16 protein-coding genes are annotated in these 14,486 nt (G+C 67.9%); 8 read left to right on the plus strand and 8 right to left on the minus strand.

Annotated elements, in window-relative coordinates:
* Nucleotides 1–11 precede the first annotated feature (11 nt).
* Nucleotides 12–167: a pyrroloquinoline quinone precursor peptide PqqA gene (gene pqqA / locus ACWGKT_RS27525; protein WP_453275819.1), complete on the minus strand. Its 156-nt coding sequence runs from the start codon at nt 165–167 to the stop codon at nt 12–14.
* Between the two features lie 84 nt (nt 168–251).
* Here pqqA and ACWGKT_RS27530 point away from each other — a divergent pair, with 84 nt between their 5' ends.
* Entirely contained in the window at nt 252–614 is a 363-nt protein-coding gene (locus ACWGKT_RS27530) for a hypothetical protein (RefSeq protein WP_453275820.1), read from the plus strand.
* A 27-nt stretch (nt 615–641) separates the two neighbouring features.
* Here the strand turns inward: ACWGKT_RS27530 and ACWGKT_RS27535 are convergent, their stop codons facing one another.
* Both ACWGKT_RS27535 and ACWGKT_RS27540 read right to left on the minus strand, forming a co-directional pair.
* Nucleotides 642–2,150 carry a glycosyltransferase family 39 protein gene (locus ACWGKT_RS27535; RefSeq protein WP_453275821.1) on the minus strand — a complete coding sequence of 503 codons (1,509 nt, stop codon included), beginning with the start codon at nt 2,148–2,150 and terminating at the stop codon, nt 642–644.
* 44 nt (nt 2,151–2,194) lie between these two features.
* A complete protein-coding gene (locus tag ACWGKT_RS27540) occupies nt 2,195–3,478 on the minus strand; it encodes a glycosyltransferase 87 family protein (protein ID WP_453275822.1) in 1,284 nt (427 codons plus the stop codon).
* A gap of 137 nt (nt 3,479–3,615) precedes the next feature.
* Here ACWGKT_RS27540 and rfbA point away from each other — a divergent pair, with 137 nt between their 5' ends.
* From rfbA to rfbD, 6 genes are all read left to right on the plus strand, one after another.
* Nucleotides 3,616–4,539: a glucose-1-phosphate thymidylyltransferase RfbA gene (rfbA, locus tag ACWGKT_RS27545; RefSeq protein ID WP_453275823.1), complete on the plus strand. Its 924-nt coding sequence runs from the start codon at nt 3,616–3,618 to the stop codon at nt 4,537–4,539.
* Entirely contained in the window at nt 4,536–5,123 is a 588-nt protein-coding gene (gene rfbC / locus ACWGKT_RS27550) for a dTDP-4-dehydrorhamnose 3,5-epimerase (RefSeq protein ID WP_453275824.1), read from the plus strand. Before rfbA ends, rfbC begins: the two co-directional genes overlap by 4 nt.
* Nucleotides 5,124–5,646: 523 nt before the next feature.
* The gene (locus ACWGKT_RS27555; protein WP_453275825.1) at nt 5,647–6,195 is read left to right on the plus strand and encodes a hypothetical protein; all 549 of its coding nucleotides are present in this window, start codon (nt 5,647–5,649) and stop codon (nt 6,193–6,195) included.
* Nucleotides 6,192–6,410 (plus strand): hypothetical protein, encoded by a 219-nt coding sequence (locus tag ACWGKT_RS27560; RefSeq protein ID WP_356143285.1) that lies wholly within the window; start codon nt 6,192–6,194, stop codon nt 6,408–6,410. Before ACWGKT_RS27555 ends, ACWGKT_RS27560 begins: the two co-directional genes overlap by 4 nt.
* Nucleotides 6,411–6,584: 174 nt before the next feature.
* Entirely contained in the window at nt 6,585–7,559 is a 975-nt protein-coding gene (gene rfbB / locus ACWGKT_RS27565; protein WP_453275826.1) for a dTDP-glucose 4,6-dehydratase, read from the plus strand.
* On the plus strand, nt 7,556–8,467 hold the full coding sequence (gene rfbD / locus ACWGKT_RS27570) for a dTDP-4-dehydrorhamnose reductase (RefSeq protein ID WP_453275827.1): 912 nt from the start codon (nt 7,556–7,558) through the stop codon (nt 8,465–8,467). Before rfbB ends, rfbD begins: the two co-directional genes overlap by 4 nt.
* A 55-nt stretch (nt 8,468–8,522) precedes the next feature.
* Here rfbD and ACWGKT_RS27575 read toward each other — a convergent pair whose 3' ends face one another.
* A complete protein-coding gene (locus tag ACWGKT_RS27575) occupies nt 8,523–9,110 on the minus strand; it encodes a tetratricopeptide repeat protein (protein ID WP_453275828.1) in 588 nt (195 codons plus the stop codon).
* A 202-nt stretch (nt 9,111–9,312) separates the two neighbouring features.
* On the opposite strand from ACWGKT_RS27575, the gene ACWGKT_RS27580 reads away from it, so the two are divergent.
* Nucleotides 9,313–10,449, plus strand: a complete 1,137-nt coding sequence (locus tag ACWGKT_RS27580; RefSeq protein ID WP_453275829.1) for a tetratricopeptide repeat-containing glycosyltransferase — start codon at nt 9,313–9,315, stop codon at nt 10,447–10,449.
* Nucleotides 10,450–10,531: 82 nt separating this feature from the next.
* Here the strand turns inward: ACWGKT_RS27580 and ACWGKT_RS27585 are convergent, their stop codons facing one another.
* The 4 genes from ACWGKT_RS27585 to ACWGKT_RS27600 all read right to left on the minus strand — a co-directional run bounded on the left by ACWGKT_RS27585 (nt 10,532) and on the right by ACWGKT_RS27600 (nt 14,414).
* Nucleotides 10,532–11,806 (minus strand): glycosyltransferase, encoded by a 1,275-nt coding sequence (locus ACWGKT_RS27585; protein WP_356143275.1) that lies wholly within the window; start codon nt 11,804–11,806, stop codon nt 10,532–10,534.
* A 61-nt stretch (nt 11,807–11,867) separates the two neighbouring features.
* Nucleotides 11,868–12,407, minus strand: a complete 540-nt coding sequence (locus ACWGKT_RS27590) for a tetratricopeptide repeat protein (RefSeq protein ID WP_356143273.1) — start codon at nt 12,405–12,407, stop codon at nt 11,868–11,870.
* 268 nt (nt 12,408–12,675) lie between these two features.
* Nucleotides 12,676–13,113 carry an SCO4983 family protein gene (locus ACWGKT_RS27595; protein WP_356143271.1) on the minus strand — a complete coding sequence of 146 codons (438 nt, stop codon included), beginning with the start codon at nt 13,111–13,113 and terminating at the stop codon, nt 12,676–12,678.
* Between the two features lie 89 nt (nt 13,114–13,202).
* A complete protein-coding gene (locus ACWGKT_RS27600; protein WP_453275830.1) occupies nt 13,203–14,414 on the minus strand; it encodes a pyridoxal phosphate-dependent aminotransferase in 1,212 nt (403 codons plus the stop codon).
* Between the last annotated feature and the right edge of the window lie 72 nt (nt 14,415–14,486).

Below are 14,486 nucleotides of genomic sequence, written 5' to 3' on the forward strand. Positions count from 1 at the left end.
CGGTGACCTCGCTAGCGGGTGGCCAGCGAGTATGCGGTGACTTCGAGAGCCGTGTCGACGACTACGTAGTCGGGCCGTTCCCAGGCCGTTTCGACGGTGCGAGGGGCCGCTTCGGTGTGGGCTCCGCGATCGGGTCCGCCCGTGGGTTCCCTGACTTCGTTCGGCATGATTCCTCTCCTTCCGGTGGACGGTGAGGTCCTCACCAGCATCCGGAGTCGCTGGAGGCCGGGCAACCGGAGACGGCTGCACGGGTGACCCGTCGGGCCTGTCCGGGCCTTGGCCCCGCGTGGCCCGCCTACGCTCCGGGTGAACATGCCCCCAAGGCCACCTGGGCCGTCACCGAGGCATCGCCGAGCGGCCTCGTCTACGCCGACGGCAGTCTGTACATGGCGAGCCTGCGCGGCATGCGCCTGTGGCGCATCCCGGTCAGCGGAACCGGCGTCGGCACCCCGGTGGCGTACTACACGAACCAGTACGGCCGTCTCCGTACCGTCGTCAAGGTTCCGGGCCGGAACACGCTGTGGGTGTTCACGTGCAACTCGGACCACAACGGCTCCCAGCCCGACGGCTCGGACCAGGTACTCGAGACGGATCTGAAGCCTTCGGCGTCCTGATCGGCTCTGCCGCCCTGAATCGGAAGGTCAGTTCGTGGCCTTGCGTACGAGCAGCGTGACGGTCATCCCCGCCATCGATCGGCTCCAGGCCGGCAAGTACCGGTTCCGCAGCACGGAGGCCTGGCCCTGGTTGATGGCGTTGAACGGGTCGGGGTCGGCACCGTGGCCCATGAGCCAGATGCGCTGCTCGTCCTTCAGGCACCGGTCCGGCACGGGGCAGTCGACCGCCTGGATCTGGTTGGCCTCCCTCGGGGCGCTCTGCAGGAACACGTCGCGCATCTTGATGCCGCGGGGCAGGTAGTACTGGACTCCGGCGTCGATCTTCCACGAGTGCTCACGGTCGTAGACGACGGCGTCCCCGGGCCGGTAGTGCTTCGTGACCAGGGCTGCCGCGGACCTGTAGTCGAGGGGAGCCTGCATGATCGGGCCGTCGTGGTCGAACGGCTGTCGCACTTGTCTCTGGTCGAACAGGTTGAGGACGGCCAGCACCGTGAGGAGGGCCGTTGCGGCCTTCCAGGAGGGACAGGCCGCGCTGATGCCGGCACCGGCGAGAAGGGCCCAGGCAGGGATGGTGAACAGCAGGTACGCGGGGCGGAAGTAGGAGATGCCGCCCTGGGAGGCGAGCCACACGAGCACGGGGGGCAGGACGGCCCAGACGGCGCACAGGAGCGGAGCAGACCTGCGCGGCGAGCGAGCCAGGACAGCGAAGGCGATCAGTGCTCCGGCGCACGCTCCGGAAGCGACGATGTCCTGCCAGATGGTGAGGAGCGCCCACCCGTCGGGCACCGGAATCCACCACAGCTGGGTGTTGACCTGGGACCGGCTGAGCAGGACGAGGGGGGCGAGACAGACGGCGACGGCCAGGAGGGCGAAGGCGGACTTCCACCACAGGGCGCGGTCACGCCGCGCGTGGGTCGCGAGCACGCAGGCGTGGGCTGCCACGACGGACAGCGCGATCACGTGGAGCAGTCCGAGGCCGAGTAGCGTGAGCGCGTACGCGGCCCAGCGCCACGGGTTGCGAGGGCGGTCGAGTACCCGGAGCAGCAGGAGGGTCGCGAGCGCCGCGAGGAGGATCACGAGGGCGTAGCTGCGTACCTCCTGGGCGTATCGGCTCACAGCCGGAACGAGCGCGAAGACAATTCCCGCCAGAATTCCGGCACGCGACCCGAAGAGCCGGTTCCCGATGAGGCTCACGACGGACGCGGCTCCGGACGCGGCGAGAACCGAGGGAAGCCGCATGGAAATGACGGAGTCACCGAAAAGGCTCACCCACAGGTGCAGCAGCAGGTAATACGTGCCGTGTACGGCGTCGATATTGTGCAGAGTGGCAAGGATGTGTCCCGTGTCGCGGGTCACCACGTCCCAGGTGATCAGCTCGTCGCGCCCCAGCGCGGGAGCGGTCAGGCCGTAGCCGGTCACGCCGAGGGTGAGGACGAAGGGCCACAGCAGCAGCCGTGTCCGGTGTCTCCTCGGTTCGGTCGCCGCCGCACCCCGGATCTCTTCGAGCGGTAGGGGCGGCGGAGCGGTGGCTACCATCAGGATCTCCTGTGCATTGCGGTGGGAACCCGGTACGCGAAGTGTTAGGCCGAGGCCGGCTCGACCGAGTTCCTGTCGGCGACGGCCTGAGGGGGCACGCTCGGTGTTTGGTTTCCGTGGCGGAACTCGTGGATCGTCGTCCGGAGGAGAGCGATCAGTGCGAGGAGCATCAGCGCGGCGTGCGCGGGCATCGACAGATAGGGAGTCATGGCCGGCGAGACGCAGCAGTACAGGTAGCTGCCGAACGATGCCAGCTGCACCAGCAGTGGCACGTACCAGAGCTGACGGGGCAGCTGGAACGCGGCCACCACGCTGAGCACGTCCGCCGCGTAGAAGTACCGCTCGTGCATCGAGGGCAGCAGGAACGGCACCACGACCGAGGAGCAGGCGGCGAGCAGCACGATCCGGGTGTCCGTGAGTCCCGGTACGCCGGATCCGGAGTGGGGTACCCCACGTCGGCCGCGCCGCAGTGCCCACACGGACAGTCCGATCAGGAGCGACACGAGGACTCCCGCGATCACGATGCCCGCGCTGCGCACGGCGCCGGTGTCACCAGGCACCGACACGAACTCGTACACGGACGGCGCATTGATGCTGAGGGCGGGATACGTGCCCGTCTGCCGGGAGTAGACCGTCAGCAGTGGACCGGGGTCGGCGCCGAGCAGCAGGGCCGGGACATCGAGTACGAGATACGTCGCGGGAATGGCGAGCAGGCACCGCCACGGCACCCGTCCCACCAGCACCAGTACGAGCAGGAAGGGGAAGAGGAAGACGGCCTGGAACTTGAACGCCAGGGCGAGCCCGAAGAACGCGCACGCCCACCACGGCCGGTGGCGCAGCACGTGGTAGATCCCACCGACCAGGAAGGCCACGTAGATGGCGTCGCACTGCCCCCACCAACCGCTGTTCGTGACGATGGTGGGCAGGAAGAGCACCGCCGCGGCTGCGCCGACGGCCGCCCAGCGCTGCGTGGGCCGGAGCACGGCCACGATCCGGAAGCTGTAGTACGCCAGCGCCAGGTCGAACAGGATCGAGATCCACTTGATGCCCACCAGTGGGGGCACAGGCAGGTAGGTCAGCGCGGCCAGCAGGTAGAGGTAGGGGACGTTGTAGTCGGAGAAGCCGGGGTCGGCGAGAGCCGGGAACCCGCCGTGGCTCACGATGTGCCAGTACCAGGGCGCAAGGAAGGTGACGTAATCCCCCGACTCGCTGGGGAGCAGGAGGATGCGGACCGAGACCGCCATCACCACCATCGTGTAGGCGGCCAGCGTCATCACCATGGGATCGGCCGTGCTCCGACGCGGTTCCTCGGCGGCAGTGTCGAGCATTCCGGACTCCGTTCAGGTCGCGCTCGATCGCGCCCTGCGGAAGGCATCCGGGCGCGACGGCGAACAGTATGTCCGAAACGCCCCGAGGTGGCGTGTAACAAACCGGCATTTATGGGTAATTCGCCTATGGTGCTGCCATGCGCGGAATTCTCCTGGCCGGAGGTACCGGCTCGCGACTGTGGCCGCTGACCCGCTCGGTGTCCAAGCAACTGCTGCCGGTTTTCGACAAACCGATGGTCTATTACCCGCTTTCCACATTGGTGATGGCGGGTATTCGGGACATCCTGATCATCACCACCCCTGAAGACCAGTATCAGTTCCGTCGTTTGCTCGGCGACGGCGGTCAACTGGGCCTGCGGCTGGAGTACGTGGCCCAGGAACACCCGGAGGGCATCGCCCAGGCCTTCCTGTTGGGGGCCGATTTCATCGGCGGCGAGCCCGTGGCCCTGATCCTGGGCGACAACATCTTCCACGGAAGCGGCCTCGGCACCCGCCTGGCCCACCATGACGGCGACATCGAGGGCGGCAGGGTGTTCGCCTATCCGGTCGCCAACCCCTCGGCCTATGGCGTCGTGGAGTTCGACGAGTCGGGCCGGGCGTTGTCCATCGAGGAGAAGCCGGCCCGGCCGAAGTCCCGCTACGCCGTACCCGGCCTCTACTTCTACGACCGTCACGTCGTGGACGTCGCCCGAGGTCTGCGACCCAGTCCCCGGGGCGAGTTGGAGATCTCGGACCTCAACAGGGCCTATCTGGAGGCCGGGTCGCTGCACGTGACCCGACTCGACCGGGGTACGGCCTGGCTCGACACCGGGACCTTCACCTCGATGGTTCAGGCCGCGGAGTTCGTTCGGGTGATCGAGGAGCGCCAGGGCTTCAAGATCGGCTGCGTCGAGGAGGCGGTCTGGCGGGCCGGTCTGATCGACGACGAGCGACTCCGGGAACTCGCCGAGCCGCTGCTCAAGAGCGGATACGGCCACTATCTGATGGGTCTGCTGGAGGATTCCCGTCATGTCCTCATGCCGCAAAGAGGAAGCGGAATGCGTCACGGAGCACTCACATGAGACCACTGGGCATCGAAGGAGCCTGGGTGGAAACGCCCAGGGTATTCGCGGACGACCGGGGCCGCTTTCATGAGTGGTTCAAGGATGAAAGATTCCATGAATCCACCGATCGGCGGTTGCGGCTCGCGCAAGCCAATTGCTCCCGTTCCGCCCTCGGAACTCTCCGGGGTATTCACTACGCTTCGGTCCCGCCCGGTCAGGCCAAGTACGTCACCTGTGTCGGCGGCGCCGTGCTCGATGTGATCGTCGACCTCCGCACCGGCTCTCCGACGTTCGGGACCTGGGAGGCCGTCCGGCTCGACGACACGACGCACCGTTGCGTCTACCTCTCCGAAGGCCTGGGGCACGCCTTCATGGCGCTGGAGGACAACTCCACTGTGGTGTACCTCTGTTCGGAGGGATACGCGCCGGAACGTGAATTCGGAATCGACCCGCTCGATCCGGCGCTGGCCATCGCCTGGCCCGAAGACCTCACGCCGTTGCTTTCCCAAAAGGATGCGGCGGCGCCCACACTGGAGGAGGCCGAGCGAAAAGGCCTGTTGCCTTCGTTCGACGACTGTGCGGCATATCGCAGACGTCATTGAGCCCGCTCGGGTGATCCTCATGGTGACATGCCGTCAAACCCTGACCATGTCATTGTCGTGAGTTTAAGAATGGTTTTGTCCGTGGCCCCAAGGCGGCGTGACTCGCATGCGAATCATGCGCAATGACTGCGCGCGCTTGCGGTTTGACCCCAGATCCTGAGGAAGGTTCTCTTGAACCGTAGAACGATCCGAAGCTCACGTCTGAGGACCGCCACGATGATGTCGGCGGGCGCTCTGGCGGTGATGCTCAACGTTGTACCGAACACGGTCGCCATCGCCGACGCCATTCACAGGTCGAACGTCGGCAACGCCGCGACCCATGCGGACCCTAATCCGTACGGCTACGACGACGGCAAGAGCGGCGACCGGGGTCCCCAAGGCCCCGCGGGCAAGCCGGGCCACGACGGTCATGACGGCAAGCCTGGCAAGCAGGGGCCGCAGGGGCCGCAGGGTCCGCAGGGGCCGCAGGGTCCGCAGGGCAAGAAGGGCCACCAGGGTGCTCAGGGCGCCCAGGGAGCCCAGGGTGCTCAAGGTGCTCAGGGAGCCCAGGGCCACCAGGGCAACCAGGGAGCTCAGGGAGCTCAGGGTGCTCAGGGTGCCCAGGGTGCTCAGGGAGCCCAGGGCCACCAGGGCAACCAGGGAGCTCAGGGTGCGCAGGGAGCTCAGGGTGCCCAGGGTGCTCAGGGTGCTCAGGGAGCCCAGGGCCACCAGGGCAACCAGGGAGCTCAGGGAGCTCAGGGTGCGCAGGGAGCCCAGGGTGCGCAGGGAGCCCAGGGCGCCCAGGGAGCCTCGGGTAACCAGGGCAACCAGGGAGCTCAGGGAGCTCAGGGAGCTCAGGGAGCTCAGGGTGCTCAGGGCGCCCAGGGTGCTCAGGGAGCCCAGGGTCCGCAGGGTGCTCAGGGTGCTCAGGGTGCTCAGGGTGCTCAGGGAGCCCAGGGTCCGCAGGGTGCTCAGGGTGCTCAGGGAGCCCAGGGCGCTCAGGGCGCGCAGGGTGCTCAGGGAGCCCAGGGTTCCTCGGGTATCAAGACGTACGTCAGGACCGCCACGTTCGCTCCCCCGGACCAGTCGGTGATCGCCTCGTGCGACACCGGCGACATCGCCACCGGCGGCGGATACTTCTCGGAGTCCGGCGCCGACATCTCGCTCAACAGGCCCGTTCCCAACGCTTCAGGGGACACCCCCGTTGCGTGGGAGGTCGGCAGGGCGCCCACCGGGCCCACCGCGCCTGAGCCCGCTCCCCCGAACACGGTCACGGCCTACGTGGTCTGCGCCGACATCACCCCGTAACTCCCACGCGAACGGCAGCGCGCCGGCTGCCGTCCGCTTCCCCTGGGAATCAGCGACGGTGCCCCGAGGCTTCGGCCTCGCGGGCACCGTCCGCGTTGCGCCCGTGCCGCGACCTGGCACCGGAAGGGAAGCCCCGGCGCTGAAACGCCGGGCAGCAGGAAGAATCGGAGAGCTATGCGCGTCCTTGTAACCGGCGGGGCTGGATTCATCGGCTCGGAATACGTCCGACGACGGCTGAACGCGGAGCCGACAGGACGGATCACCGTCCTCGACACACTCACCTATTCGGGGGTCGAGGCCAATCTCGCACCGGTGGCGGAACACCCGGGCTACACCTTCGTCCGGGGCGACATCTGCGACCCGGATGTGGTCGACCAGGTGATGGCGGGCCAGGACGCGGTGGTCCATTTCGCCGCCGAGTCGCACGTGGACCGGTCGATCGACGGGGCCGGACCCTTCGTCCGCACCAATGTGATGGGCACGCAGGTGCTCCTGGACGCGGCCCACCGGCACGGTGTCGGCCGCTTCGTCCATGTCTCCACCGACGAGGTCTACGGCTCGATCAGCGACGGCGCCTGGACCGAGGGGTGGCCCCTGGCGCCGAACTCCCCGTACTCCGCGTCGAAAGCCGGCTCCGACCTGCTGGCTCTCGCCCACCACCGCACCCACGGCCTGGACGTCGTGATCACCCGGTGCTCCAACAACTACGGGCCGTACCAGTTCCCAGAGAAGGTCATCCCGCTCTTCATCACCAACCTCATCGACGGGAAGACGGTCCCCCTCTACGGAGACGGCCGCAACATCCGCGACTGGGTGCACGTCTCCGACCACTGCCGGGGCATCGACCTGGTCCTGCACGGGGGCAGGGCCGGGGAGGTCTACAACATCGGCGGCGGGACCGAGCTGAGCAACCACAAGCTCACCGGTCTGCTGCTGGACGCGGTCGGCGCGGGCTGGGACCGGGTCGAGTACGTGGCCGACCGCAAAGGCCACGACCTGCGCTACTCGCTGGACGACAGCAAGATCCGCGAGCACCTCGGCTATGTCCCGCAGGTGTCCTTCACGGAGGGCTTGGCCGCCACGGTCGCCTGGTACCGCACACACCGCTCCTGGTGGGAGCCGCTCAAGGAGAGGGCCGCGCTGCGATGACCACGAGCTGGCTGGTGACCGGCGCACACGGGCTCCTCGGCCAGGATGTGCTGGCCGAGCTCGTCGGTGATCCGGACGTCTGGGTGACGGGGCTCAGCCGCGACAGGCTCGACATCACCGACCCGACAGCCGTCCGCGCCGCCGTCGCCGGTCACCGAGTGGTCGTCAACTGCGCCGCGTGGACGGATGTCGACGGCGCCGAGCGGTCCGAGGCGGCGGCCACAGCCGTGAACGGCACGGGCGTCCGCCACCTCGCACGCGCCTGTGCGGACAGCGGCGCGCTCCTGCTCCACGTTTCCACCGACTACGTGTTCCCCGGCGACGCCCGTCATCCGTACCCCGAAGACGCTCCGACGGGGCCCGTCAACGCGTACGGGCGAAGCAAACTGGCGGGGGAGCGGGCAGTCGTCGAACTGCTGCCCCGTGCCGGCTACGTCGTGCGCACCGCCTGGCTCTACGGCGCGCACGGCCCGAACTTCGTGACCACCATGCTCAAACTCGCGGCCCGGCACGAGACCTTGGACGTGGTGGCCGACCAGCACGGCCAGCCGACCTGGTCCCGGGCCCTCGCCCGGCAGCTGGCCGTCCTCGGCCGTGCCGCGCTGACCGGACAGGCACCGGCGGGCATCTACCACGGCACGGCGTCCGGCCGCACCACGTGGTGCGGCCTGGCGCGCGAGACCTTCCGGCGCAGCGGTCTCGATCCGGAGCGGATCCGCTCGGTCGGCTCGGACAAGTTCCCGCGTCCGGCCGCCCGGCCGGCCTTCGGCGTCCTGGGCCACGGCAGCTGGTCGGGGGCCGGCCTTGCCCCCCTCCCCCCGTGGGAAGACCAGCTGACGGCATCCCTGAAGGAACCCGTGTTCGCCGACCTGGCCGCCGCGGCGCGCGCGAGCGTCCGCCACACGTAGAAGGCGCCCTGCGGAACCGGACGGTCCGCAGGGCGCCTTCCGGGGCGCCGGGCACTCACCGGCTCACGGACTCCCGGAATTCTTTTGGCACCTGGGAAAGAACCCGGCGATCGACCGCCACCGCATGCCGGAACGCATCCTCGGCCTCGCCCGTGCGGTGCTGCTCCACCAGGAGAGAACCCAGTTGCAGCTGGACCGAGGTGGCCTTCGGATCGGCGGCAGCGGCACGCTTCAAGAGCTTGATCGCCCGGTCGGGATCGCTCGACCTCAGCAGATTCGCCTCGCTGTAGAGAGCGGACATGAATGACGGATCGGTCTCCAGAGCCTTCTCATAGGCGGCGACCGCATCCGCCGGATTGCCGGTCTGCTGACCGACGAGACCGAGGCCGTACCAGGCGAACTTGTTCTTGGGGTCCAGTTCCAGTACACGCCGGTAGTCCCGGGCGGCCCCGAGGGTGTCCTGCTTCGCCATGCTCTCAAGTGCGGACCGCAACAGCGTGCTCGCCTGATTGCCGTTCTGGGGCATGGACGCGGCCTTGGATTCCGACCGCACGGTCGACGGGGACGGAAGCGCCCAGAAGGTCACCCCGGTGGCGACCGCCGCCGTCACGGCGAGCCCTGCCCACAATCTCGTACGTTTCATGGGGTCACTTTTCGTGGAAGGTGGCGGACGGATGGAGTCGGCCTTTCTCAGGTCGTCCGCACCGACGTTACGAGTCGTCCCCGATGGTGCCGTCGTAGGGCAGGCGCGAGGGGCGTTCAGACCACTCGAATGCACGAATGCTGAAAATGGTTGCGGCCCAGCCTCTTTGCGTGGCTTTCATCGGCTGGATTGGATGGGACCCGTGAAGTCAACGGTCTGTCTCAACATGATCGTCAAGGACGAGGCTCCGGTGATCCGGCGTTGTCTCGAATCCGTACGGCCCCTGATCGACACCTGGGTCATCGTGGACACCGGCTCGACCGACGGCACGCAGGAGGTCATCCGCGACGTCTACAGCGACCTGCCCGGCGAACTGTACGAGCGGCCCTGGAAAGGGTTCGACGGCAGCCGTACGGAGGCGATCGAACTCGCCCGTGCCGCCGCGGACTACCTGCTCTTCATGGACGCCGACGACGTGATGGAGATGGAGCCGGGCTCCAGCATGCCCGAGCTGACCCTCGACGCCTACCGGCTCACCATCAGGAGCGGGAGCTACACGCACCGGCGCCGCGCCCTGGTCTCGACCCGGCTGCCGTGGCGGTACGTCGGTGTCCTGCACGAGTACCTCGACTGCGGTTCGCGGCACAGCCTCGCGAACCTGGAAGGCGCCACCATCGTCGTCGTGGGCGGCGGGGGACGCAGCAGGGGGAAGAGCCTGCGGGAGAAATACCTGGGAGATGTCGAGATCCTCCAGCAGGGACTGATCAAGGAGCCCGACAACGAGCGCTATGTGTTCTACCTGGCCCAGAGCTGGGGCAACGTGGGTGAGTTCGAGAGGGCGATCGAGGCCTACGACCGCCGTGCGGGCATGGGCAGTTTGGACGAGGAGGTCTTCTTGGCCCGCCTGTTCGGCGCACAGTTGGCCGAGAAGCTGGGGCGGCCGCCGGCCGAGGTGATGGATCGCTACCTCGGTGCGCACGAGAGCCGCCCCACACGCGCCGAGGCGCTCGGTGAGCTGGCGCGCTGGTGCCGCCTCAACGGGCAGCGGTGGCCGCTCGCCCACCTGTTCGCGCGGCAGGCGGCAAGCCTCCCGTATCCGAGGGCGGACCACCTGCTCGTCGAGCCCGAGTGGTACCGCTGGCGCGCGCTCGACGAACTCGGGGTGTCCGCCTACTGGGTGGGGGAGTACGAGGAAGCGGAGGACTGCTGTGAACGCCTGCTGGCGGGCAACGAGTTGCCCGCCGAACATCGCGACCGCGTGCTCCAGAACCTGGAGCTCTCACGACGCCACCTGCGCTCGAAGCAACTCCTCGCGGTGAGGCAGCGCGTCGGGGTCTGAAGCGGTGTGATTCCGGCCCGCGGACGTCGAAGGCGCCCGGTGGAACCCCACGGTCCACCGGGCGCCTGCCGTTTCGCGGGACCTAGACCAGCAGCTTTCCGCCGCACCGTGCGGCGCCGTCCTTCATCGCGATGAGGTTGGCGACCACGTACGAGATGTCGTTCTTGGAGTGCCAGTCGCTCGGGAAGTAGGTGACCAGCCGCGACGACTGGAACTTGGCCTGCAGATCCGGCACGAAGGTGCGGTACTGGTCGTCCGTGTAGTACCAGAACGAGTTCTCGTTGTAGTAGGCGACGTGCGCCGGGTCCTGGTACGCGCCGCGGCCGTCGGAGCTGGGCGTCATGGTGAGGAGCATGCCACCGGGTGCCAGCAGCCGGTACAGCTCGTTGATCAGCGGCACCTTGGTGGGCACGTACTCCAGGAAGTCCACCGCCCGCATCAGCCCGACGGAGCCGTCGGGCAGGTCCAGCTTCTCGGGCAGGGTCGCGACGATGTCGACGTCCTTCCCCGGCCGCTGGTCCACGCCCACATAGCCCGGCGGCTTGCGGTGCGCCGCACCGAGGTCGAGGGCGAGCAGCCCGCGCCGGTAGGTCCAGGCGAGGGCGTTGGCCTCGATGTACTTGTCGTACAGGGCGACCGTCTCGCGCTGGATCTGCGCGTTGATCTCCGGGTCCTTCTGGGTGTTGTCCGGGTGCACCCGCTGGAGGTACAGGCAGCGGTTGATGTGGTGGAAGTCGCCGAGGTGGAAGAGGCGGCACATCAGGTCCTGGTCGTCGAGGACCGTACGCGCGGCGTCGTACCCGCCGGCTTTCTCGTAGCTCTTCTTGCGGAACGCCCGCACATGGTTGGGCGCGTACCAGATGTAGGCGACGTTGTGCGGCGTCGGTGCCAGGGAGATGACCTGGAGCAACTTGCGGCCGTCGACCCGCACGTCCTCGTACTGCCAGCCGAACGTCTCGTCGAAGCGGCTCTCGTCCCGCTTCCCGTCCTCGGTGATCTGCGCGGTGTTGCTGTAGACGAAGACGACCTCGGGATGCGCGTCGAACGCCTTGCCGACCTCCGCCAGACAGGCCTTCGCGAGCAGGTCGTCGTGGTCGAGTTCCACCAGGATCTCGCCGCGGGCCAGTTCGCAGGCCCTGCGCTTGGCCGCCCCCACGCCGTCGATGTCGTCCGCGATCTCGACACGGACCCGGTCGTCGGGGCGCTCCGGCCGCCATCGGGCGCCGTTGTTGAGCAGGACGATCCACTCCCAGTCCGGACAGGTCTGCGCCTGCAGGGTCGCCAGGCACTCATCGAGGAAACGGGGCCGGTGGCTGGGGGTGAAGACGGAGAACCTCGGTGTCGCCGTCGACGTCATCTGTTGCTCCCTGCTTGGCTCGATGTCGGTGAGGGGATTGCGAGAACCGTGGAGTCGGGAATCACCTGAATTCCTCCGGCACTTGGGAACGCAGTGAGGGATCGTCCGCGACCGCACGACGGAACTCGTCCTCGGCTGCGTCGTCGCGGTGCTTCTGCTTCCAGATCCGTCCCAGGTGCAGATGCGCCGTGCCGGCCTTGGGATTGCCGGCGACGATCCGCTTGAGGAGTTCGGCCGCCCGGTCGGGTTCGCTCGACTCCAGCAGCACCGCCTCGTTGAAGAGGGCCGACGGGAACGCCGGATCGATCTGCAGGGCCTTTTCGTAGTCGGCACGGGCATCGACCACCCTGCCGTCCCCCTGTGCGATGACTCCCAGGTTGTACCAGGCGAATTGGTTGTGTGGGTCCAGTTCCAGCACCCGCCGGTAAGTGCGGTCGGCCCCCTCGGAGTCGTTGTTGTTCTGCTGCAGAATTCCTGCCTGCAAAAGCGTATTGGCATCCTGCAGGTTCTGGGTCGTCGATGGCGAGGCCTTGGAATCCTCAGGCGCTGCCGAGTAGGAATGAACTACCCACGATGTCACTCCGGTGGTGACTGCGGCCACACCGAAGAGTCCTGCCAACAATTGCCAGTGTTTCACTTTGTCACATCTCGTGGAATAGTGAAGGACGGTGGCGTGCCGGGGTCCGAACCGCCGTGATTTCCGCCGACGTTACGAGGCGATGCGGTTGCGGCCGCTGTTTGGCGGGCACTTGGTGGGCGCAGTCCACCCGAATGTACGTGTCGCGCGCACAAAAAAATGGCGCCCGGTCCGCGCGTCGCTGCGGGTGCACGCGGACCGGGGCCGTCAAGGGGACCCCGGGGGTGAGGGGTCAGTGGGTGGTGCTCAGTTCCTTCGGTTCGGCGAGTGCGGCGGCATGCGCGTCCATGCGCTCCGCCGACAGGATCGCCGCGGCGGTGTCGGCGCGAGACGCCGCGACGACGAGGGCGCGGCCGGCGAGGGCGTGCGCCCGCTCGTGCAGGGCGGCCACGCGGGGGTCGCCCGCGGTGCCGGACGCGCGGACCGGCGTATGCCCTCCCCGCAGCCGGGTCACCTCCCCGGTGAGCCGTCCGGCGGCCGTGTCCAGGTCCGTGGACGGCACGAGCGCGCGCAGCTCGTCGGTGACGGCGAGCAGTGCCGCGAGGTGTCCCGCGAGCTGGATGTCCAGCTCCTCCTCGCGCGACCGGTGGGGGAAGTCGGGGGTGGTGCCGGCCATCGTGGTGCTGTGGACGGACCTGCGGGAAGGCCCGGTGCGGATCGGTTCGTACATGGGAGATGGCCTCCTGCGCTCTGACAGGAAGCCATCCTAGCTTAGATTTCGTCTAAAGTTGATCCGGTTCACGGATTGTGGTGCGTCGGCTACGGCTGGCTGTAGCCGTCCAGGAATTCGCCGATCCGCGTGACCGCGTCCCGCAGGTCCCCGACCGTCGGCAGCGTCACGACCCGGAAGTGGTCCGGCTCCGGCCAGTTGAAGCCGGTGCCCTGGACGACCATGATCTTCTCCCGGCGCAGCAGGTCCAGGACCATCTGGCGGTCGTCCTTGATCTTGAAGACCTTCGGATCCAGGCGCGGGAAGAGGTACAGGGCGCCCTTCGGTCGTACGCACGTCACGCCCGGGATCTGCGTCAGCAGTTCGTAGGCGGTGTCCAGCTGCTCCTTGAGCCGGCCGCCCGGCAGCACCAGGTCGTTGATCGACTGGCGCCCGCTGAGCGCGGCCACCACTCCGTGCTGGCCCGGCATGTTCGCGCACAGGCGCATGTTCGCCAGGATCGTCAGACCCTCGATGTAGGAGTCGGCGTGCGCGCGCGGGCCGGAGATCGACATCCAGCCGACCCGGTAGCCGGCCACCCGGTAGGCCTTCGACATGCCGTTGAAGGTGAGCGTCATCAGGTCGGGGGCCACGGCCGCGGTCGGGGTGTGCGTGGCGCCGTCGTAGAGGATCTTGTCGTAGATCTCGTCCGAGCAGACCAGCAGGTTGTGGCGGCGGGCGATGTCCGTCAGGCCCTTGAGCACCGACTCGTCGTACACCGCGCCCGTCGGGTTGTTCGGGTTGATGATGACGAGCGCCTTGGTGCGGTCGGTGACCTTGCGCTCGATGTCGGCGAGGTCGGGCATCCAGTCGGACTGCTCGTCGCAGCGGTAGTGCACCGCGGTGCCGCCGGAGAGGGAGACGGCCGCCGTCCACAGCGGGTAGTCCGGCGCCGGTACGAGGACCTCGTCGCCGTCGTCCAGCAGGCCCTGCATCGCCATCACGATCAGCTCGGAGACGCCGTTGCCGATGAAGACGTGCTCGACGTCCGTCTCGATGCCGAGGGTCTGGTTGTGCATGACGACCGCGCGGCGGGCGGCCAGCAGGCCCTTCGCGTCGCCGTAGCCGTGTGCCGTCGAGACGTTGCGGAGGATGTCCTCCAGGATCTCCGGCGGGCACTCGAAGCCGAACGCGGCCGGGTTGCCGGTGTTCAGCTTGAGGATGCGGTGGCCGGCCGCCTCGAGCCGCATCGCCTCCTCGAGAACCGGGCCCCGGATCTCGTAACAGACGTTGGCGAGCTTGGTCGACTGGATCACCTGCATGTCCGTGAGCTTACGGGCCGGTAACGCCCCATGGGCCGTGTTTTCCACCACGTGAGACAAAGCGTTTTGGGC

It is taken from the genome of Streptomyces sp. NPDC054794 (assembly GCF_053611585.1).